The following is a 19,652-nucleotide window of genomic DNA, read 5'->3' as shown; positions in this document are numbered from 1 at the left end:
ACGGTAGCTCCGTTGGCGGCCGTGCGCGCGCCGGCCGGGCGGTCGGTTCGCCCGGCCGATCGAGCGAGAGTCCTCAGCTATCCCCGCGTGCGGTGTCGCCGAGGAGCAGATCGACGGTCAGTTCGAGGCGCTCGGCGACGTCGGTGGCCGAGGCGCGCCTGGTCAGCCATGCCACCAGGTTGGACAGCCACACGTCGCTGATGACGCGCGCGATGGCGAGCTGGCGCTCGTCGGGTTCGCCGTCGTTCATGGCGCGGGCGAAGACCCGGTCCATGACCTTGCCGACCCGGTCGACCTCGGCGGCGGCCGAGGCGTCGGCGAACATGAACGCCCTCGTCATGGCCTCGGTGAGCAACGGGTCGCGCTGCATCATCCTGGTGATCTGGGTGAGCAGCAGGTGCATGCGCTCGCGCGGGGTCTGGCCCGCCAGCGGCTTGCGCTTGCCCTCGATCTGTTCGAATTCGCGCGAGAGCGCCGAGACCAGCAGATGCACCTTGGAGGGGAAGTACCGGTAGAGGGTGCCGACGGCGACGTCGGCGCGTTCCGCCACCGCGCGCATCTGCACCGCGTCGTATCCGCCCTTGGAGGCGAGCGCCAGAGTGGCGTCGAGGATTCGCTTGCGCCGTTCTCGCTGTGCCGAAGAACTCAGTTCGTCCTCACTCAGTGTGGTGACCGTCGCGGTCGCCCGCGCGGAGTTCGACGCGCGTCGATCCTTCGAGCCTTCGTTCTCGGGTTGCACTGTTGCCTCCGCGCCCTTCACCTCGTGCGTGATCGCCACCGCGTGCGGAGTCTCTCTCTTGACTTCCGCCCGGCTCAGATATTAGAACATGTTCTAGGTGTGGGAGTCACGCCGGAAAGGCGGTACGGACTGTGACCATCGCCACCACTGACGAGCATAAAGCCGTCCAGGAGTCGATGCGCGGGTGGGCGGGAGCAGCCCGGCCGATTGCAACAATGCGGGCCGAGACGATACCGGGCGAAGGCGCGCGAACCGATCGCGGCGACGCCGCGTTCTGGCGTTCGTACTGGCCGTCCCTGGTCGACCTCGGCATCTTCCGCGTCGCGGTGGACGAAGCGGCGGGCGGCGCGGGCGCGACCGTCGTCGACCTGGCCGTCCTGGTCGAACAGGCCGCCCACGACCTGGTCGGCGGACCGGTGCTCTCGACCGCCGTGGTGAATCTCGTCACCGGGGGCGCCATCGCCGAGGACCTGCCGTGCGGCATCGCGCTCGACTTCATCGGCGAGCCGAGGGCAAGCGTACCCGCCGCCGACGGTGAGATATTGCTCACTGGCGTCTGGGATTCGGTGCTCGGCGCCGCGGGCGGCACGGCCGTGCTCTTGTCCGTCGACACGCCCGCCGGGACACGCTGGTGCCTGGTGCCGCCCGACGTCGCGGGACTGCGGATCGAAGAACTCGCCTCGGCCGACCCGAGTACCCCGCTGGCCCGGGTGCACTGCGCCGAGGTCGCGGTGCCCGCCGAACACGTCTTCACCGCGCCGCACGCGGTCGCCGACCTGATCCTGGTACTCGTCGCCGCCGAACTCGCGGGCGTCGCGGGCTGGTGCCTGGAGACCGCCGTCGAATACGCCAAGGTCCGCGAACAGTTCGGGCGCAAGATCGGCTCCTTCCAGGCCGTCAAGCACATCTGCGCGGGCATGCTGTGCAACACCGAACTGATCCGCGCCGTCGCCGCCGACGCCGCCGCCGCGGTGGACGAGGGCGGCGCCGAACTGCCGATCGCCGCCGCCATCGCCGCGGCCGTCGCGCTAGACGCCGCCGTGGAAACCGCCAAGGACTGCATTCAGGTGCTCGGCGGCATCGGCTTCACCTGGGAACACGACGCGCACTTCTACCTGCGCCGCGCGAACACGCTGCGCCAGCTGCTCGGCGGAGCCGCGCGCTGGCGCGCCAGGGTCACCGAGCTGACCAGGGCCGGATACCGCAGGACCACCGGCGCCGACCAGGTGTTCGCGGCCACCACCGACGTCGCGGACGGCACGCTGGCCGCCCTGTCCGACGAGGTGGCGGCGATCGCCGCGCTGCCCGCCGACCAGCGCGCGGGCGCGCTCGTCGACGCCGGACTCGTCATGCCGCACTGGCCAGCCCCCTACGGGCGCGGCGCCGATCCCATGACCGGCCTGGTCATCTCGGAGGAATTGCGCCGCAACGGTTTGGCCATCCCCTACCTCGCCATCGGCGGCTGGGCGGTGCCGACCCTGCTGCAACACGGCACACCCGAGCAGATCGACCGGTTCGCGTGGGCGACGCTGCGCGAGGAGGTGGTCTGGTGCCAGCTGTTCAGCGAACCCGGCGCCGGATCCGACCTGGCCGCGCTGCGCACCACCGCCAAGAAGGTCGACGGCGGCTGGATCCTCAACGGTCAGAAGGTGTGGACCTCGCTCGGCGACCGCGCCAACTGGGGCATCTGCCTGGCCCGCACCGACCCCTCGGCGCCGAAACATCGTGGCATCAGCTACTTCCTGGTCGATATGCGCAGCAAGGGCCTCGACGTGCGGCCCCTGGTACAGATCACCGGTGAGGCGCGCTTCAGCGAGGTCTTCCTCGACGATGTGTTCGTGCCCGACGAGGGTCTGGTCGGCGCGGTGAACAACGGCTGGAAGATCGCCCGCTCCACGCTGTCGGCGGAACGAGTAGCCATGGGCGGCAACGGAATCGGGCCGGTACTCGAGGAGCTCATCGCGAAACTGCCTGCGAGCGGGCCCGGTTCGGAACTGACCGCCGACCAGCTCGGCGCGTTCGTAGCCTCGGCCATCTCGGGACTGCTGCTCGAACAGCGCGCGGTCATGGAGATGCTGTCCGGCGGCGACCCGACCGCGCTGAGCAGCGTGCGCAAACTCGTCGGTGTGCGGCACCGCCAGGACGTCGCGGAATTCGCCGCGACCTCGGCGGGACCGGCAGGCGCGCTGGATTCGGATGTGATCAAGGAATTCCTGCTGACCCGCTGTCTGTCGATCGCGGGCGGCACCGAGCAGATCCTGCTCACCGTCGCGGCCGAGCGGGTGCTCGGCCTGCCGCGTGATACGAACGGTTAGTCGACGAGGGGAACTGGAGTAAGAGCGTGGATTTCACCAGAGACGAGGGCCAGGACGCGGTCGCGGAGGTCGTTGTCAGCGTGCTGGAACGCGAGTCCGCACGCGATATCGACCTGTGGCCGAAACTGGTCGAAAGCGGCCTGCTCTCGGTGGCGCTGCCCGCCCGCTACGGCGGTGACGACATGGGCCTGCCCGAGATCTCGGTGCTGCTGACCGAATTGGCGACCGACGCGGTCGCCGCACCCGCGCTCCCGACACTGGGCTTCGCGCTGCTCCCGCTCATCGCGGGACTGCCCGACAGTGTCGCCGAGCAGGTGCTGCCCGCGGTCGCCGAAGGCGCGATCGTCACCGCGGCACTCAACGAGCAGGGCGCGCCGTTCGTGCGGAAACCCGCGACCACGGCGGTCGCCGACGGCGACTCGGTGCTGATCACCGGTCGCAAGGTCGGGGTGCCGTACGCCGAGCAGGCGCGCTGGCTGCTGATCCCGACCGACGCCGGGCTCGCCCTGGTCGACGCGGCCGCGGACGGGATCACCACGACGCCGTCGCCGGTGTCGGGCGCGATGCCGGAGGCAACGGTCCGACTCGAGAACGTACGGGTACCGGCCGAGCGGCTGATTCCGGACGGCATCGATGACCTGCACCGGATCGCGGTGGCGGCGCTCGGATCGGTCGCCGACGGGCTGCTGAAGGGCGCGCTCGTGCTCACCGCCGAACATCTGCGCACCCGGCACCAGTTCAACCGGCCGCTGGCCGAATTCCAGGCGGTGGCCCAGCAGATCGCCGACCTGTACGTGGTCTCGCGCACCCTGCACGCCGCGGCCGCCTCCGCGACCTGGGCGCTTGCCCAGCCCGACGCCGATTCGGCGCACCGGGAACGCACCGACGACGACCTGGACGTGCTGGCCTATACCGTGGCCTCGGAACTGCCCACCGCCATGCAGAAGTGTCACCACCTGCACGGCGGTATCGGGGTCGACGTGACCCATTCGATGCACCGCTACTACTCACAGGCCAAGGACATCGCCCGCTGGCTCGGCGGCGCGTCGTTCCGACTCGACCGATTGGGGGCCAGATGTTCATCGACCTGACCACCGAGCAGCGCGCACTGCGCGCCGAATTACGCGCCTACTTCGCCGATCTCGTCACTCCCGAGGAGGAGGCCGAGATGCTGGTGAACCGGCACGGCGACGCCTACCGGGCGGTTGTGCGCCGCATGGGCGCCGACGGCTGGCTCGGTGTCGGCTGGCCGAAGGAATTCGGCGGGCAGGGTTTCGGCGCGGTCGAACAGCAGATCTTCTACAACGAGGCGGTGCGCGCCGACGTGCCGCTGCCGCTGGTGACGCTGCTGACCGTCGGTCCGACCCTGCAGACCTACGGCACCGAGGAGCAGAAGCGCCGGTTCCTGCCGGGAATCCTCACCGGCGACATCCATTTCGCGATCGGCTACTCCGAGCCGGAAGCGGGCACCGACCTGGCCGCGCTGCGCACGAGCGCGGTGCGCGACGAGTCCGGGGACTGGATCGTCAACGGGCAGAAGATCTTCACCACCGGAGCGCACGAAGCCGACTTCCTCTGGCTGGCCGCACGCACCGGCACCGTGGAATCGCGGCATCGCGGGATCACCATCCTCATCGTCGACACCACCGATCCCGGCTATTCGTGGACGCCGATCATCACCTGCGACGGCGCCCACCACACCAACGCCACCTATTTCGACAATGTCAAAGTGCCCGCGAACATGCTTGTCGGGCAGGAGAACCGGGGCTGGCAGCTGATCACGACGCAGCTCAATCACGAGCGCGTCGGCCTCGGCCCGTCCGGCAAGATCGAGCAGCTCTACGATCGCGTGCACGACTGGGCCGCGTCGCAAGGGGTGCTCGGGCAGCCCGACGTGCGGCGTTCGCTGGGGCGGATGCACGCCATGGTCCGGCTGAACGAACTGCTCAACTGGCAGGTCGCGGCTACCGCCGACAGCAAGACCGAGGATCCGATGGGCGTGATCGCCGACGCGTCGGCCACCAAGGTGTACTCGACCGAGTCGCTGCAAGAGGCGGGCAGGCTCGCGGAGGAGATCGTCGGCGCGTTCGGCGATCCCGCCGACCCGGCCACCGCGAGCCTGCTGGCCTGGCTGGACCGGCGCACCAAACAGAACCTGGTGGTGACCTTCGGCGGCGGCGTCAACGAGGTGATGCGCGAACTCGTCGCCTCCGCCGGGCTGAAGCTACCTCGGGTGCCGCGTTGACCTCGAAGGAGAATCCTGTGACGGAGTTGACCGCCCCCGAGGAGATCGAAGCCGCGGCGGACCGCATCAAGGCCGGTGGCGGAAGTGCGCCGCGCGCCGCGCGCGATCCGGTGAACCAGCCGATGATCAACAACTGGGTCGAGGCGATCGGCGACGCCAACCCGATCTACGTGGACGAGCAGGCCGCGCGCGCCGCAGGCCATCCCGGCATCGTCGCGCCGCCCGCCATGGCCCAGGTGTGGACCATGTTCGGCCTCAACGGCGTTCGTCCGCCCGACGATCCGCTCGGCGCCATCACCGAACTGCTCGACTCCGCCGGCTACACCTCGGTGGTCGGCACCAACTGCGAGCAGACCTACCACCGGTACGTGCGGCCGGGCGAACAGATCACCGTCACCAGCGAACTCGACACCCTGATCGGTCCCAAGCGGACCGGACTCGGCGACGGTTGGTTCGCGACCTTCCGCACCAAGTGGTCCGTCGGTGACGAGGTCGTCACCGAAATGCTGTTCCGCATCCTGAAATTCGCGCCCGCCGCCGCGAAACCGGCGGGTGCGAAGGTCGAGCCGACGGTCTCCCACGACACCGAATTCTTCTGGGAGGGAACCAAAGCGGGCGAGCTGCGGATCCAGAAGCTGCCCGACGGTTCGCTGCGGCATCCGCCGATTCCCGCGGTGTGGAAGGACAAGTCGCAGTGGACCGACTACGTGGTCTCCTCGGGGCGCGGCACGGTGTTCAGCTACGTCGTGCACCACGCGCCGAAGGTGCCGGGCCGTCAGCTGCCGTTCGTCGTCGCGCTGGTCGAGTTGGAGGAGGGCGTGCGGATGCTGGGTGAACTGCGCGGCATCGACCCCGCCGAGGTCAAGATCGGCCTGCCGGTGCGCTCGGCTTTCGAGAAGCTCGAGGACGCCACACTGCCGTACTGGAAGGTGAGCGAATGACCGTCGTCTCCGCATCGACCGTCGAGGTCGGCGCGACGCTGCCGGAACTGGTGATCCACGCCGATCCCACCTTCGTCATCAGCACCGCGCTCGCCACCAGGGATTTCCAGGATGTGCACCACGATCGCGACAAGGCGGTGGCGCGCGGGTCGAAGGACATCTTCGTCAACATCCTCACCGACACCGGTCTCGTGCAGCGTTTCGTCACCGACTGGGCCGGGCCGCGCGCCGTCGTGAAATCCATCGCGCTGCGCCTCGGCGTTCCGCTGTACGCGGGCGACACCCTCACCCTCACCGGCGCCGTGACCGCCGTCGAAGGCGAACTGATCCACATCGAAGTGGTCGGGAGCGACAGTCTCGGCGAGCACGTCACGGCCACGGCCGTCATCGCAGTTCCGGAGGTCAGCGGTGAGCAGTAACGGTACCGAGCGCGCGCTGTCGGGGCGCGCGGCCGTCGTCGGCATCGGCCAGACCGATTTCTCCAAGGAGTCCGGGCGCAGCGAACTGCGGTTGGCGGCGGAGGCGGTAGGCGCGGCGCTGGCCGACGCGGGTCTCACGCCCGCCGACGTGGACGGTCTGACCACGTTCACCATGGACACCAACACCCAGGCCGCCGTGGCGCGCGCCGTCGGGATTCCGCAGTTGCGGTTCTTCTCCCACATCGGCTATGGCGGCGGGGCGGCCTGCGCCACCGTGCAGCAGGCCGCGATGGCGGTGGCGACCGGTGTCGCCGACGTCGTGGTGGCCTACCGGGCGTTCAACGAACGCTCGGTGTCGCGGTTCGGGCAGTTCTCCACGGCGCTGGCCACCGCGCCGACCTCCTCCGGAATCGACGCGGGCTGGTCGTATCCGCACGGGCTCGGCACGCCCGCCGCGCAGGTCGCCATGGTCGCCCGCCGGTACATGCACGTCTACGGCGCGACCAGCGCCGACTTCGGCCGGATCGCGGTGGCCGACCGCAAGCACGCCGCGGTCAACCCCGACGCGTTCTTCTACGGCAAGCCGATCACCCTCGACGACCACCAGAATTCCCGCTGGATCGCCGAACCGCTGCACCTGCTCGACTGCTGCCAGGAATCCGACGGCGGCGTCGCCATCGTGGTGACCAGCGTGGAACGCGCCAGGGACCTGCCGAAGCGGCCCGCCGTCATCGCCGCCGCCGCCCAGGGCAGCGGCGCCGACCAGTACGTGATGACCAGCTACTACCGCGACGCACTCACCGGCCTCCCGGAAATGGGCCTGGTCGGCGACCAGATGTGGGAGCAGAGCGGCCTTCGCCCCGAAGACATGCAAGCCGCCATCCTCTACGACCACTTCACCCCGTTCGTCCTCATGCAACTCGAGGAACTCGGTTTCTGCGCCCGCGGCGAAGCCAAGGACTTCATCACCGACGGCGCCATAGAACTCGGCGGCCGCCTCCCCCTCAACACCCACGGCGGCCAACTCGGCGAGGCCTACATCCACGGCATGAACGGCATAGCCGAGGCGGTCCGCCAGATCCGAGGCACCTCGGTCAACCAGGTCGACGACCTCACCAACATCCTCGTCACCGCGGGCACCGGCGTCCCCACCTCCGGCCTCGTCCTGACCGCGGGCTGATATCGGTCACTCCGCCGAGCGGCCTGGTCAGTGGGGGAGGTCGGCGGCGGCGGCTTTTCGGAGGAGGAGGTCTCGTTCTCGTTCGTTGCCCGCCAGTTTCGCGGCGGATTCGAAATCTCGGCGGGCCTCCTCGTGGCGGCCTAGGCGGGACAGGAGTTCGCCTCGGGTTGCCGGGAGTAGGTGGTAGCGGGGGAGGGCGCCTCGGGTGGTGATGGCGTCGACTATGCGCAGGGCGGCGGCGGGGCCTTCGGTCATGGCGATGGCGGCGGCTCGGTTGAGTTCGACCACGGGGGAGGGGGCGATGCGGCCGAGGGCGTCGTAGACGAGGACTATGCGTTCCCAGTCGGTTTCCTCTATCGAGTTCGCGAGCGCGTGGCATTCGGCGATGGTGGCTTGCAGGGCGTAGGAGCTGCGGCCGCGGCCGAGGGCGTCGACCTTGCGCAGGGCGGCGCGGCCACGGGTGATGCAGCCGCGGTCCCAGCGGCGGCGGTCCTGGTCGGCGAGCAGCACCGGGTCGCCGTTGATGTCGGTGCGGGCCGGGAAACGCGCGGCCGTCAGCTCCATGAGCGCGACCAAGCCGTGCGCCTCCGGTTCGTCGGGGACGAGTCCGGCCAGTACGCGACCGAGGCGAAGGGCTTCGCGGCCGAGTTCGAGCCGCATCCAGCTGTCGCCGCGACTTGCCGCGTATCCCTCGTTGAACATCAGGTACAGCACGCCGAGCACCCCGGCCAGCCGCGGCCCGAAGTCGACGCGCGGCGGCACCTCGAACGGTACGCTCGCCGCCGCGAGGGTCTTCTTGGCGCGCACGATGCGCTGCTGCACGGTCGCCGTCGAGGTCAGGCAGGCCTGTGCGATGTCCTCGGTGGACAGTCCGCCGACCACCCGCAATGTCAACGCCACCTGCGCCTCCCGCGCTAGTACGGGATGGCAGGCGACGAAGACCAGGCGCAGCACGTCGTCATCGATGTGATCGGGATCCCACGGCGCGGCGTCGTCGCGCTCGTCCTCGAGTTCCCTGGCGATACTCGCCAACCGCTGCTCGTAGCGTTCCTCGCGCCGCCAGCGGTCGACGGCCCTGCGTTTGGCGACCGTGGTCAGCCAGGCGCCCGGATTCTTCGGCACGCCCGTCTGTGGCCACCGGTCGAGCGCTTCGACCAGTGCTTCCTGCGCCAGATCCTCGGCGAGCCCGAAATCCCCGACGGCGCGGGTGAGGGTCGCGATGATCTTGGCGGATTCGATGCGCCAGACCGCCGCGACGGAGCGCCGCACCGAATCGGCGTCGCCGCGTCGCGTCGCGGTGTCGTTCATGGCTGTGATCCTTGTCGACCCGGGTCAGGAGTTACGCGCTTCGGCCTCTTCGCGCCAGCCGATTTCCTTCTGGATCCACTCGTTGTCCTGCGGGAAGTCCTCGTTGCCGTGCACCCGGCGTACCTCGAGTTTGGAACCGGGACCGAGCGGGCAGCGTCCGGCCCATTCGGCGGCCTCTTCCTTGGTGGCGACCTCGATGATCCAGAATCCGCCGAACAGTTCGGTGGTCTCGCCGTAGGGGCCGTCGGTGACCAGCGGCGGGTCGGCGGCGAAGTCGACGACGAAACCCTCCTCGGGACCCGCGAGCCCTTCGCCCGCGAGCAGTACGCCCGCCTTGATGAGCGCCTCGTTGTATTTGCCCATCGCCTCGATGACCTCTTCGAAAGGCACCTCCTTGGACGCTTCGATCGCCTCGTCGGTGCTGCGCATGATCAGCATGTACTTCATCGTGAGCTCCTTGTGTGTCGTAGGCCGTGTTCCGACCCTCTCACCCAACACGTCGAACAAGTGCCGCCGATATCGACAGGGTCGGAAAACTTTTTTCCGGCGTAGGTTGAATCGGGCACGACCGCGCCACCCCGAAGGAGCCCGATGACCGTGAATCACCTGGTGGACGCCCATATTCTGCTGCTGCGCGGCACCGAACTGCTGCTCAGCAGACGCCGCAGCGGCGACGAATTCGACGGGCGCTGGCATCTGCCCGCGGGCAAACTGGAGGCGGGCGAGTCCGCGACGGACGCCGCCGTGCGCGAGGCGATGGAGGAGATCGGCGTCGGTTTGGATCCGGCGGATCTGCGTCTGGTCCACGTGGCCCATGTGATCGGCGCGTCCCGCCCCGCTCGCCTCGGTCTGTTCTTCGAGACGCGCCGTTGGACGGGCGATCCGGAGAATCGCGAACCCGATAAATGCTACGAACTGGCCTGGTTCCCGCTCGGCGCGCTTCCCGACGACATCATCGTCTACCCGTTGGCGGGCATCGACGCCCTGCGCACGGGCCTCCCGTATTCCGAATACGGCTGGGATCGTTCGATGCGCTGAAAGTCCGGTCGCCGCGCTTTGTGATCGTGGGGAGTGCGCAGCCCGAACCCGGGACGAATCCGGCCCGATGCCACGGCGGTACCCACTCTCGCCGAATTCCACCTAGTGAGATCGCACAACTTCGAACAGCCCCGATACGGGCAGTGTCGCAAACCGGACATAATTGTACGGACGTACCGACATTGTCGGACAAAGCCGAGGTAGCCCGATCTCTTCGATTCCCCTTCGGTCGGACCGCCCGGCATGTAACTATGTGGCTGATTCGTGGGCGGTACTCAGATGCGGTGGGAAATTCGATTGGTTCGGGCGCGAGCGGCGACGGCGCGCGTGATCGTACTGATCACGCTGCTCGGCTGCGCCGTCATCGCCCTGCGCGGCTATCTGCCCGGCACCGAAACCCGCGGCGAGGCCCGGGTGCCCTCGGCGGTGGCGGTGGCGCTCATGCCGGTCCTGTTCAGCGTTTCGGTGACGATCCTGCTCGCCGGAGTGATCGCCAGTCAGCACCGCCTGCCGCTGGCCATGCCGGACGCCGAGGCCGAGGACCGCCCGAGCGGGTGGCGCCTCGGCCGGGGCGGACTCGCGATACTCGGCGCGCTGGCGTCGCTGGCCATGCTCGCCGCCGTGCTCTCGGTGATCCACGTCATCGGCGCGCGCACCACAGGAAGCCCACCGGCCCCGCCCACCGCGGCCGAGGGCGCACCGCCGACCACCGGCCAACCGCCCGCGCCGAGCGACCCCGGCGCGTCCGACGGCCTGACCGGCACCGCCCTCCTGGTGACCACGGTCGCCGCGATCGCCCTGCTCGTCACCGCCGCCACCGGACTCGCGCTGGTGGTGTTCATGACCCGTCGCAAACCGGCCGCCCCACCGGAGACCGCGCCCGCCGCAACCCCCGAGGTGGTCGATTCGTTGGCGCGCGCCGCGGAAATGGGCCTTGCCGCGATGAACGCGCCTGGCCAGGACCCGCGCACCGCGATCATCGCCTGCTACGTCGCGATGGAACGCGGACTCGCCTTCGACCGCTCGGCCGCCCCGCTGATCTCCGACACCCCCATGGAGGTGCTGGCGCGCGCCTTCGCCCGCGGCGCGCTGCACGACGCGTCGGCCCGCGAACTCGTCGCCCTGTTCGAGGAGGCCAGGTTCAGTCCGCATTCCATGCTGGGGTGGCAGCGAATGCGCGCCGAACAACTCCTGCGCATCGTGCTGGCGGACCTACAGGGGCAGCGGCATGTCGCGGTTCCGGAAGGGGTGGGCTGATGGCATCCTCGCCACCACCGCGGGCGTCATGGACCGCGCAGCTCACCATCGTGACGGTCGCGATTCTCTTCGTGGTGATCGCCGAGACCGTCGCACTCGTGCGCGGCCCGATGGCGCTGACCGTGCTCGCCGCGCTCCCGGTCGCCTTCGCCCTGTTCCACCTGACGGTCACGTTGCGCGAACGCGCCGCCGACGCGGACGAGGAACCCGCGTCGGAGATGGAGAACGGCCCGGCGGAGATGCTGTACCACTGGCGGGCGCGCGCCCAGATGCTGGCCGACCGGTCCGAGGGCACCCGCGCCGACTGGGATCGACATCTGCGCCCGCTGCTGGCCAAGGAGTTCGAATCGTCAGCGGGCCTTCGGGTCGCCAAGGACCGGAAGGCCACCGAGGCCGCGGGGGTCCTGCAGTTCGGGCCCGAGTTGTGGCGGTGGGTCGATCCGGCGAATTCAGCGCTGCGCGATCAGGCGAGCAGCGCGCCGGGACGTGCGGCGCTGGAGGAGATCCTGCGTCGTCTCCAACGGATGTAGGAGTAAGTGCGAGTGGACCTATGACGATGCCGATGGACGCGACCGTCCAGCAGACCGAGGCCGTGTTGCGGGAGCTGTCCCGCGTGGTCGTCGGCAAGCGGGACGAGTTGCAGCTGATCATGATCGCGGTGCTCGCGGGCGGGCACGTCCTCATCGAGGATCTGCCCGGACTCGGCAAAACGCTGATAGCGCGGTCGTTTTCGGCCGCCCTCGGCTTGGACTTCACCCGCGTGCAGTTCACCCCCGATCTGCTGCCCGCCGATCTGCTCGGTTCGACGATCTACGACATGTCCTCCGGCCGTTTCAATTTCCGGCGCGGCCCGGTCTTCACCAATATGCTGCTCGCCGACGAGATCAACCGGACCCCGCCCAAGACGCAGGCCGCGCTGCTCGAGGCGATGGCCGAAGGACAGGTCAGCATCGACGGCGAGACCTTCCCGCTGCCACAGCCTTTCATCGTGCTCGCGACCGACAACCCGATCGAGTACGAGGGCACCTATCCGCTGCCCGAGGCGCAGTTGGACCGGTTCGCCCTCCAGTTGCGCCTGGGTTATCTGTCCGAGCACGACGAGACCCAGATGATCCGCCGCAGGCTCGAGCGCGGAGCGACGCCGCCGCAGGTCGGGCAGGTGGTCGACGCGAGCGGGCTGCTGGAGATGCGGCAGTCGGTGGAGTACGTCTCGGTGCATCCCGACGTGGTCGGGTACGTGGTCGCGTTGGCTTCGGCGACCCGAGGCCACCCGCAGGTCGAGGTCGGCGCGAGTCCGCGCGCGGAACTGGATCTGGTGCAGATGGCGCGGGCCCGCGCGCTGTTGCTCGGCCGCGACTATGTGATTCCGGAAGATGTGAAGTCGCTGGCGGTTTCGGCGATGGCGCATCGGATCACGCTGCGCCCGGAGATGTGGGTGCGGCGGATCAGGGGTGCGGACGTGATCACCGAACTGCTGCGCCGACTACCGGTGCCGCGCGCGACCGGCACATGAGCGCGCCCGCCGTCACGGACGGGCCGCGCGCCGCCCGGCACCGCGACCGCAGCGCCATCGTCGAAGCCAGGCTGTGGTGGCGGCCCGCCGCGCTGGTCTACATGCTCGCGACGTGCGCGGCGGTGGCGTTGGTGGTCGCGGTCCTGCTCGGCCGGTGGCAGCCGGTGGTTTTCGCCGCGCCGATGATGGGCGTGCTCGCGACCGCGCCGTGGCAGCTGTCGCGCACTCGCATCCACGTGGACGGCGGCGGCGCGCTGCGCTGTTTCGAAACCGAGGAGGTGGTGCTAACCATCGCGGCCGCCGTGGATTCGGGGCACGCGCTGCTGCGGTTGCGGCCCGAACCGTTGACCGGGTTGGGGATCACGGTGGAGGAGGCGAGCGATTCCGGTGCGGCGCCCGCCGGGCTGCGACTGGCGCTCACCGCCGACCGCTGGGGACGCTACCCGTGCCGGGTGCGGGTGTCGGCGCTCAGTCCGGCCGGCCTCGCGGTCTCCTCGGTGGTCCTGCCCGCGGGCCAGTTGTTCGTCTATCCGATCACCGATCCGCAGCGACTTCGCCTGTCGCGCACCGAACTGCCCGAACGGATCGGGGTGCACCTGACCCGGCGCACCGGCCCCGGCGTCGAATACGCCGGTATCCGCGCCTACGCGCCGGGAGATCAACTGCGACTGGTGAATTGGCCGGTCAGCGCGCGGCGCGGGCGACTCTACGTGACCGAGCGGCTCACCAACCGCGCCGCCGACGTCGTGGTGCTGGTCGACACCTCGCAGCAGGCGCCGGGCCCGGCCACCGATTCGCTCGAACTGTCGGTGCGCGGCGCGGCGCAGGTGGTGCAGTCGACCTTGCAGTCGGGCGACCGGACCGCTGTGGTGTGCCTCGGCGGCACGCCGCGCTGGCTGCGCCCCGATATCGGCCGCCGCCAGTTCTACCGGATCGTGGACACCGTGCTCGAGGTCGGCGACGAGCACATCGAGACCACCGGCACGCTCGCCCCGCACGCGGCGGTCCCGCTCGGCGCGATCGTGGTCGCGTTCTCGACGCTGCTCGACACCCAGTTCGCGCTCGCGCTGATCGACCTGCGCAAGCGCGGGCACATGGTCGTCGTGGTGGATGTGCTGCGCGGCACGCCTTTTCGCGACAGTCTGGATTCGACGCTGGCGCGCATGTGGCAGTTGGAGCGCGCGTCGATGTATCGCGACATGGGTACCGTCGGCGTCGACATCGTGGCGTGGCCGGAAGGTGCGCGCCTGGATCAGGTCATGCGGCTGCTGCCGGAACGCCGCAGGACGGCGCGGGTGCGCCGATGACGAGATTCCTCGCGATCCTGTCCGGCGGCCTGCTCGTGCTCGCGGTCACGGTGGTGTTCCCGCTCGCCGGTGTCGGCGCGCTCGCGCTCGCGGTGGCGGGCTGGTGGTGGCGCCCGTGCGCGGTGGCCGCGGTACTCGCCGCGCTCGGTGTGCTGGTCCTCGCCGACACCGGCGCGGTGGAGGCGGCGGCGGTCGGCTTGGTGGCGACCACGTACTTGCTGAATATCGCGGCGGTGTCCGCCCCGGTCGGCGTGGTGCCGACCACGATTCCCTCGGTGGCGGGGGCGGTGCTGAGCACGGCGTGCGCGACCGGCGCGGCGCTGATCCCGGTGCGACTCGCGTGGGCGCCGCTGGCCGCCCCCGTCCTGGTGATCCTCGCCTACGCGCTGCTCGCGCGCGGGCTCGCCGTGCGGCGGCAGCCGGAGACCGCCGCCGACGGGTGAGCGGGATCAGTTGTGGCGCAACACCACATCGCCGAGCACCGGCGCGTCGTCGCGCTCGACCGCGGTCGCCGAGACGACGAGTTCGCCGTCGCCGCGCCAGATCCGGGTGCGGATGGTCTCGCCCGGGTAGAGCACGCCCGCGAAGCGCGCGCGGAATCCGGTGACGCGCTGGACATCCGAGTCGAGCACCGTGTCGATCGCGGCCTTGCAGACGATGCCGTAACTGCACAGCCCGTGCAGGATCGGATTCGGGAAGCCCGCGCCGCGCGCGAATTCCGGATCCGAGTGCAGCGGATTGCGGTCGCCCGACATCCGGTACAGCAGCGCCTGCTGCGGCAGCGTCTTCGTGCTCACATCGAAATCCGGTGCGCGATCCGGCAGTTCGGTTTTGGTGCTCGGCCCGCGTTCGCCACCGAAACCGCCCTCGCCCTTCGCGAAGATGGACGAACGGCACGTCCACAGCGTATCGCCGTCGGAACCGACCGCGGTGTGCTCCTGCACGACCACCGCGGCGGAACCCTTGTCCCACAGTTCGGCGATGCGGGATTTGCGGGTCGCCTTGCCCGAGGTCGGGATCGGTCCGCGCAGTTCGACCTCCTGGTAGCCGTGCACCACTTTCGCCAGGTCGATGTCGATGCCGGGGAAGCTGACCTTGGGCGCCTCGGTGTCGTGCAGGGTCGGTGCGACCGCCGCGAAGGTCGGCAGCACCTGCGGCGCGCGGTCGTCGAGGTAGCGCAGTTCCGCCGGGTCGGTCCAGCGGGCGCCCGCGCCGAGTCCGAGGTGGTAGAGCTGGATGTCGGACGGTGTCCAGGAGAACTCGAGGTCGGCTAGTGCGGCCCCGAGCGCGATCTTCGGGTCGATGGGCATCGGAACTCCCTTGTTGATGCTTGTGGACCGAATCGGACCCGCCGCGTCGAGGGACGCTGTATGGATTCAGCGCCACGGGACCGCGACGGGGATTCAGCGGTGTGGACGGTGTCGGGTGCGGCTCACGCCCCGGCGCTCGTCGCGTTCTTCTTCCGTTCGACGATATCGAGGACCGCGAGATAGCCATAGGTGATGGCCGGACCGATGGTCGCGCCGGGACCCGCGTAGGTGTGGCCCATCACCGGAGTGCTCGAGTTGCCGGACGCGTAGAGGCCCTCGATCACCGACTGGTCCTCGCGCAGCACCCGGCCCGCGGTGTCGGCGACCAGGCCGCCCTTGGTGCCGAGGTCGCCCGGCACGATCTTGGCCGCGTAGAACGGGCCATGCACCAGGCCCGCCAGGCACGGATTCGGCTTCACGGTCGGGTCGCCGTAGTAGCGGTCGTAGTGGCTGTCGCCGCGCCCGAAGTCCTCGTCCTTGCCCGCTTCGGCGAGGGTGTTGAACCGCGCGACGGTGGCGGTCAGGTTCTCGGCGGGCACGCCGAGCTTGCCCGCGAGCTCCGCGAGGCTGTCGGCCTTGACGATGTTGTCGTTCTCCATCCAGCGCGACGGGAACTTCAGCCCCGGCTGCAAGCCCGCGAAGATGTAGCGGTTGCGGTAGCGCTGGTCGAACACCAGCCAGGACGGGATGTTCTCGCCAGGACCGGGACCCTGCCCGTATTCGCCGCCGTACATCGTGTGCACCGCGTCGACGTATGGTGCGGATTCGTTGCCGAAGCGCTTGCCCTCGATATTGACCATGATGCTGCCGGGAAGGTTGCGTTCGGCCAGCGCGAACCACGGCCGTCCACCCTTGAACACCGTCGGACCCCACCAGGCGTCCTCCATGAAGCCGACCGCCGCGCCCACTTCCATGCCCGCGACGATCCCGTCGCCGGTGTTGGCCTTGGCTCCTGTGGTCCATTCGGTGGTGATCGGCTGGCGCTGGTACTTGGTGCGCATCTCGGCGTTCTGCTCGAAACCGCCGGTGCCGAGAACCACGCCGTAGCGGCCGGTGAAGCGCACCGTCTCGCCGTTGTGTTCGGCCTCGACGCCGGTCACAACGCCGTCCTCGACGATCAGCTTGGTCATCGGGGTGTTCAACAGCAGCGGCACGTTCGCGTCCATGAGGCCCTTGCGCAGCGCGGCGCTGATGGCCTGGCCCATCACGAGCAGATGCTTGTTGGTGAACTTGGCCCAGTAGGTGCGCGCGCCGACGCGCAGCGCCCGCAGCATGCCCTTGGGGTGGCGGCGGATGAGGTTGAGCCGGACGAAGTCGGCCTGCGTCACCGCGACGTTGAGCGGCGCCTTCGCGTACGCCGGTTCCAGGTTGAACCGCTCCTCGCCGAGGATCTTGGCGTTGAACGGTCTCGGTTCGCAGGATCGGCCCGAGCCGAGTCCGCCGGGCGCTTCGGGGTAGTAGTCGGAGTAGTTGGGCACCCAGCGCATCTTCAGCGGGGTGTGATCGAGCACGAAGTCGAAGGCGTCGGCGCCGCGGTCGATGTAGGTGTCGACGCGCTCCTTCGGCACCGCGTCGCCGATGATGCTGTGCAGGTAGGTGCGAGCGACCTCGCGGTCGTCGGGGCGCCCCGAGGCTTTGAGCGCCTTGTTGCCGGGTATCCACACGCCGCCGCCCGATCGCGCCGTTGATCCGCCGTAGTGCGCGGCCTTCTCGATGATCACGGCGCTCAGCCCGTGGTGCGCGGCGGTGAGTGCGGCGGTCATGCCTGCGGCGCCGCTGCCGACCACCACCACGTCGTATTCCCGATCAGTCATGTAGAACACGTTATAGAATGATGGCGCTGTTGGTCTATGTTGAGAGGCAGAAGACTTGATCGGCAGCTAAGTTACACACGCAACTCGTTTCAATTCTGGAGTCGGATGCATGGCAGTGGAGTGGGACCCGATCGCTGCGGCAGCGCACGTCGGATACGGCGCATCGAGCGCGTTTCCGCGCGCTCACCGGGGTGATCGCGGATTCGCTCCCGGGCGGAAACCCGCCGAACCGCTCCCCGGCCTCGTCACACGTCGCGGCGGCCGTGTCGAAACTCTCACCGCAGGCCACTCGTCTATCACCGACAGGCCGTGCCGAGACGTCGAAATCGCGCCGCCACCCCGCGCTCGATCCCACCACCGGAAGGAAAACTAGCGTGCTGTCCGATGCGGTACGAACCGAATTGGCCGACGAACTCGCCCTCGCCGAACAGGATCGGGTGGCCGTCGACAAATTGGTCGACCGGTATCCCGATATCGACGTGGTCGACGCCTACGAGATCCAGCTGCTGAATATTCGGCGTCGGCTGGCCGACGGCGCGACGGTGATCGGCCACAAGGTGGGCCTTTCGTCGAAGGCGATGCAGCAGATGATGGGCGTGGACGAGCCCGACTACGGCCATCTGCTGGCCGATATGCAGGTGTCGGAGGAAGTCCCGGTCGATACCGGCCGTTATCTGTTGCCGCGTGTCGAGGTCGAGGTCGGTTTCGTGTTGGGCGCGGACCTGCCCGGCGAAGAATGCACCGAAGCCGATGTGCTCGCCTCGACGGTGGCTTACGCGCCCGCGATCGAGCTGATCGATTCCAGGATCAAGGACTGGAACATCGGATTGTGCGACACGATCTCCGACAACGCGTCCTCGGCCGGGTGGGTATTGGGTCGGGAGCGGGTCGCGCCGAAGGATATCGACATCAAGGGCATCGACGCCGTGCTTACCCGCAACGGTGAGGTCGTGGCCGAAGGCCGTAGTGACGCGGTGTTGGGTGATCCGGTGATCGCGGTGGCGTGGTTGGCGCGCAAGGTGGCGTCGTTCGGGGTGCGGTTGAAGGCGGGCGACATCGTGTTGCCGGGTTCCTGCACCCGTGCGATCGACGCGCGTCCCGGTGATGCCTTCCACGCCGAATTCGCCGGCCTCGGCTCAGTTCGTTTGCAGTTCACCTGATCATCAAAGGTTTTTCGAGGAGGCTCATCGTGTCCGTTCAGGGGACCGTCACCGCCGCGATCGTCGGCTCCGGCAATATCAGTACCGACCTGCTCTACAAACTGTTGCGGTCCGAGGCGATCGAGCCGCGCTGGATGATCGGCATCGACCCCGACAGTGAGGGATTGAAGCGGGCGCGCGGACTCGGGCTCGAGACCTCGCACGAGGGCGTCGACTGGTTGTTCGCGCAGTCCGAGCGCCCCGACATCGTGTTCGAGGCCACCTCGGCGTATGTGCACCGGGCCGCGGCGCCGCGCTACGCCGAGGCCGGTATCCGCGCGGTAGACCTGACCCCGGCCGCGGTGGGTCCGGCGGTGGTGCCGCCGGTGAACCTCGACGCGAATATCGATGCGCCGAACGTGAACATGATCACCTGCGGCGGGCAGGCCACGATTCCGATCGTGGCCGCGGTTTCGCGGGTGGTCGAAGTGCCTTACGCGGAAATCGTTGCGTCGGTTTCGTCGGTGTCGGCCGGTCCGGGAACGCGCGCGAATATCGACGAGTTCACCAAGACCACCTCGCGCGGCGTGGAAACCATCGGCGGGGCGACCCGAGGTAAAGCGATCATCATCCTGAACCCGGCCGATCCGCCGATGATCATGCGCGACACCATTTTCTGCGCGATTCCCGAAGACGCCGACACCGGCGCGATCGCCGAATCCATCCACCGCATGGTGGCCGATATCCAGCAGTACGTGCCCGGTTACCGCCTGCTCAACGAACCGCAGTTCGACGAGCCGTCGGTGATCTCCGGTGGTATGGCGAAGGTTTCGGTATTCGTCGAGGTCGAGGGCGCGGGTGATTTCCTGCCGCCCTACGCGGGCAATCTCGACATCATGACCGCCGCGGCCACGAAGGTCGGCGAGGTCATCGCCGGTCAAATCGTTTCTGCTCGCGTGTGAGGAGCGCCGACATGAGTTTCAGGACAGAGTTCGATATCCGTATCACCGACACGTCGCTGCGTGATGGTTCCCATCACAAGCGTCATCAGTTCACCGCCGATGAGGTGGTGTCGATCGTGCGTGCGTTGGACGCGGCGGGTGTGCCGGTGATCGAGGTGACCCATG

General features: G+C 68.9%; 19 protein-coding genes and 1 pseudogene. 15 read left to right on the top strand and 5 right to left on the bottom strand.

Going from position 1 to position 19,652, the window contains the following annotated elements:
* Positions 1-73 precede the first annotated feature (73 nt).
* The gene (gene kstR / locus IT779_RS19730) at positions 74-664 is read right to left on the bottom strand and encodes a cholesterol catabolism transcriptional regulator KstR (protein WP_196151170.1); all 591 of its coding nucleotides are present in this window, start codon (positions 662-664) and stop codon (positions 74-76) included.
* Between the two features lie 206 nt (positions 665-870).
* On the opposite strand from kstR, the gene IT779_RS19725 reads away from it, so the two are divergent.
* From IT779_RS19725 to IT779_RS19700, 6 genes are read left to right on the top strand one after another with little or no spacing between them, the layout of a single operon-like run.
* Positions 871-3,054, top strand: coding sequence for an acyl-CoA dehydrogenase family protein (locus tag IT779_RS19725; protein WP_196150850.1), 2,184 nt, complete (start codon positions 871-873; stop codon positions 3,052-3,054).
* Positions 3,055-3,080: 26 nt separating this feature from the next.
* Positions 3,081-4,145 carry an acyl-CoA dehydrogenase family protein gene (locus IT779_RS19720; protein ID WP_196150849.1) on the top strand — a complete coding sequence of 355 codons (1,065 nt, stop codon included), beginning with the start codon at positions 3,081-3,083 and terminating at the stop codon, positions 4,143-4,145.
* Positions 4,130-5,299: an acyl-CoA dehydrogenase family protein gene (locus IT779_RS19715; RefSeq protein WP_196150848.1), complete on the top strand. Its 1,170-nt coding sequence runs from the start codon at positions 4,130-4,132 to the stop codon at positions 5,297-5,299. The genes IT779_RS19720 and IT779_RS19715 overlap by 16 nt, the downstream gene beginning before the upstream one ends.
* 26 nt (positions 5,300-5,325) lie before the next feature.
* Positions 5,326-6,240, top strand: coding sequence for a bifunctional MaoC family dehydratase N-terminal/OB-fold nucleic acid binding domain-containing protein (locus tag IT779_RS19710; protein ID WP_196151169.1), 915 nt, complete (start codon positions 5,326-5,328; stop codon positions 6,238-6,240).
* Positions 6,237-6,659, top strand: a complete 423-nt coding sequence (locus tag IT779_RS19705) for a MaoC family dehydratase (RefSeq protein WP_196150847.1) — start codon at positions 6,237-6,239, stop codon at positions 6,657-6,659. Before IT779_RS19710 ends, IT779_RS19705 begins: the two co-directional genes overlap by 4 nt.
* Positions 6,649-7,839: a lipid-transfer protein gene (locus tag IT779_RS19700; protein ID WP_196150846.1), complete on the top strand. Its 1,191-nt coding sequence runs from the start codon at positions 6,649-6,651 to the stop codon at positions 7,837-7,839. The genes IT779_RS19705 and IT779_RS19700 overlap by 11 nt, the downstream gene beginning before the upstream one ends.
* A 27-nt stretch (positions 7,840-7,866) precedes the next feature.
* Here the strand turns inward: IT779_RS19700 and IT779_RS19695 are convergent, their stop codons facing one another.
* The gene (locus IT779_RS19695) at positions 7,867-9,147 is read right to left on the bottom strand and encodes an RNA polymerase sigma factor (protein WP_196150845.1); all 1,281 of its coding nucleotides are present in this window, start codon (positions 9,145-9,147) and stop codon (positions 7,867-7,869) included.
* A gap of 24 nt (positions 9,148-9,171) precedes the next feature.
* Positions 9,172-9,594: a YciI family protein gene (locus IT779_RS19690; protein WP_196150844.1), complete on the bottom strand. Its 423-nt coding sequence runs from the start codon at positions 9,592-9,594 to the stop codon at positions 9,172-9,174.
* A 144-nt stretch (positions 9,595-9,738) separates the two neighbouring features.
* Here IT779_RS19690 and IT779_RS19685 point away from each other — a divergent pair, with 144 nt between their 5' ends.
* The 6 genes from IT779_RS19685 (at position 9,739) to IT779_RS19660 (ending at position 14,705) form a co-directional block, all read left to right on the top strand.
* A complete protein-coding gene (locus IT779_RS19685; protein WP_196150843.1) occupies positions 9,739-10,185 on the top strand; it encodes an NUDIX hydrolase in 447 nt (148 codons plus the stop codon).
* 327 nt (positions 10,186-10,512) lie between these two features.
* Positions 10,513-11,442, top strand: a complete 930-nt coding sequence (locus IT779_RS19680; protein WP_332838876.1) for a DUF4129 domain-containing protein — start codon at positions 10,513-10,515, stop codon at positions 11,440-11,442.
* Positions 11,442-11,972: a hypothetical protein gene (locus IT779_RS19675; protein ID WP_196150841.1), complete on the top strand. Its 531-nt coding sequence runs from the start codon at positions 11,442-11,444 to the stop codon at positions 11,970-11,972. Before IT779_RS19680 ends, IT779_RS19675 begins: the two co-directional genes overlap by 1 nt.
* 20 nt (positions 11,973-11,992) lie before the next feature.
* Positions 11,993-12,955 carry an AAA family ATPase gene (locus tag IT779_RS19670; RefSeq protein ID WP_196150840.1) on the top strand — a complete coding sequence of 321 codons (963 nt, stop codon included), beginning with the start codon at positions 11,993-11,995 and terminating at the stop codon, positions 12,953-12,955.
* On the top strand, positions 12,952-14,262 hold the full coding sequence (locus IT779_RS19665; RefSeq protein WP_196150839.1) for a DUF58 domain-containing protein: 1,311 nt from the start codon (positions 12,952-12,954) through the stop codon (positions 14,260-14,262). The genes IT779_RS19670 and IT779_RS19665 overlap by 4 nt, the downstream gene beginning before the upstream one ends.
* Positions 14,259-14,705, top strand: coding sequence for a hypothetical protein (locus tag IT779_RS19660; RefSeq protein WP_196150838.1), 447 nt, complete (start codon positions 14,259-14,261; stop codon positions 14,703-14,705). Before IT779_RS19665 ends, IT779_RS19660 begins: the two co-directional genes overlap by 4 nt.
* A 6-nt stretch (positions 14,706-14,711) precedes the next feature.
* Here IT779_RS19660 and IT779_RS19655 read toward each other — a convergent pair whose 3' ends face one another.
* A complete protein-coding gene (locus IT779_RS19655) occupies positions 14,712-15,572 on the bottom strand; it encodes a MaoC/PaaZ C-terminal domain-containing protein (RefSeq protein WP_196150837.1) in 861 nt (286 codons plus the stop codon).
* 122 nt (positions 15,573-15,694) lie between these two features.
* Positions 15,695-17,395 (bottom strand): 3-oxosteroid 1-dehydrogenase, encoded by a 1,701-nt coding sequence (kstD, locus tag IT779_RS19650; protein ID WP_332838875.1) that lies wholly within the window; start codon positions 17,393-17,395, stop codon positions 15,695-15,697.
* A 365-nt stretch (positions 17,396-17,760) separates the two neighbouring features.
* Here kstD and IT779_RS19645 point away from each other — a divergent pair, with 365 nt between their 5' ends.
* The 3 genes and pseudogenes from IT779_RS19645 to IT779_RS19635 all read left to right on the top strand — a co-directional run.
* Entirely contained in the window at positions 17,761-18,546 is a 786-nt protein-coding gene (locus IT779_RS19645; RefSeq protein ID WP_196150835.1) for a 2-keto-4-pentenoate hydratase, read from the top strand.
* 29 nt (positions 18,547-18,575) lie between these two features.
* On the top strand, positions 18,576-19,487 hold the full coding sequence (locus IT779_RS19640) for an acetaldehyde dehydrogenase (acetylating) (protein ID WP_196150834.1): 912 nt from the start codon (positions 18,576-18,578) through the stop codon (positions 19,485-19,487).
* 11 nt (positions 19,488-19,498) lie between these two features.
* Positions 19,499-19,652 (top strand): annotated as a pseudogene (locus IT779_RS19635) (4-hydroxy-2-oxovalerate aldolase); the annotation flags it as partial.

It is taken from the genome of Nocardia bovistercoris (assembly GCF_015674855.1).
Lineage (GTDB): Bacteria > Actinomycetota > Actinomycetes > Mycobacteriales > Mycobacteriaceae > Nocardia > Nocardia bovistercoris.
This window is presented reverse-complemented; position numbering and strand designations above follow the sequence as displayed.

What these genes read in the sequence shown, in the direction of transcription:
- IT779_RS19685 (WP_196150843.1), top strand. Translation starts at nt 9,739, where the DNA reads ATGACCGTGAATCACCTGGTGGACGCCCATATTCTGCTGCTGCGCGGC.
- IT779_RS19715 (WP_196150848.1), top strand. Translation starts at nt 4,130, where the DNA reads ATGTTCATCGACCTGACCACCGAGCAGCGCGCACTGCGCGCCGAATTA.
- IT779_RS19655 (WP_196150837.1), bottom strand. Translation starts at nt 15,572, where the DNA reads ATGCCCATCGACCCGAAGATCGCGCTCGGGGCCGCACTAGCCGACCTC.
- IT779_RS19660 (WP_196150838.1), top strand. Translation starts at nt 14,259, where the DNA reads ATGACGAGATTCCTCGCGATCCTGTCCGGCGGCCTGCTCGTGCTCGCG.
- IT779_RS19665 (WP_196150839.1), top strand. Translation starts at nt 12,952, where the DNA reads ATGAGCGCGCCCGCCGTCACGGACGGGCCGCGCGCCGCCCGGCACCGC.
- IT779_RS19690 (WP_196150844.1), bottom strand. Translation starts at nt 9,594, where the DNA reads ATGAAGTACATGCTGATCATGCGCAGCACCGACGAGGCGATCGAAGCG.
- IT779_RS19695 (WP_196150845.1), bottom strand. Translation starts at nt 9,147, where the DNA reads ATGAACGACACCGCGACGCGACGCGGCGACGCCGATTCGGTGCGGCGC.
- IT779_RS19675 (WP_196150841.1), top strand. Translation starts at nt 11,442, where the DNA reads ATGGCATCCTCGCCACCACCGCGGGCGTCATGGACCGCGCAGCTCACC.
- IT779_RS19670 (WP_196150840.1), top strand. Translation starts at nt 11,993, where the DNA reads ATGACGATGCCGATGGACGCGACCGTCCAGCAGACCGAGGCCGTGTTG.
- IT779_RS19705 (WP_196150847.1), top strand. Translation starts at nt 6,237, where the DNA reads ATGACCGTCGTCTCCGCATCGACCGTCGAGGTCGGCGCGACGCTGCCG.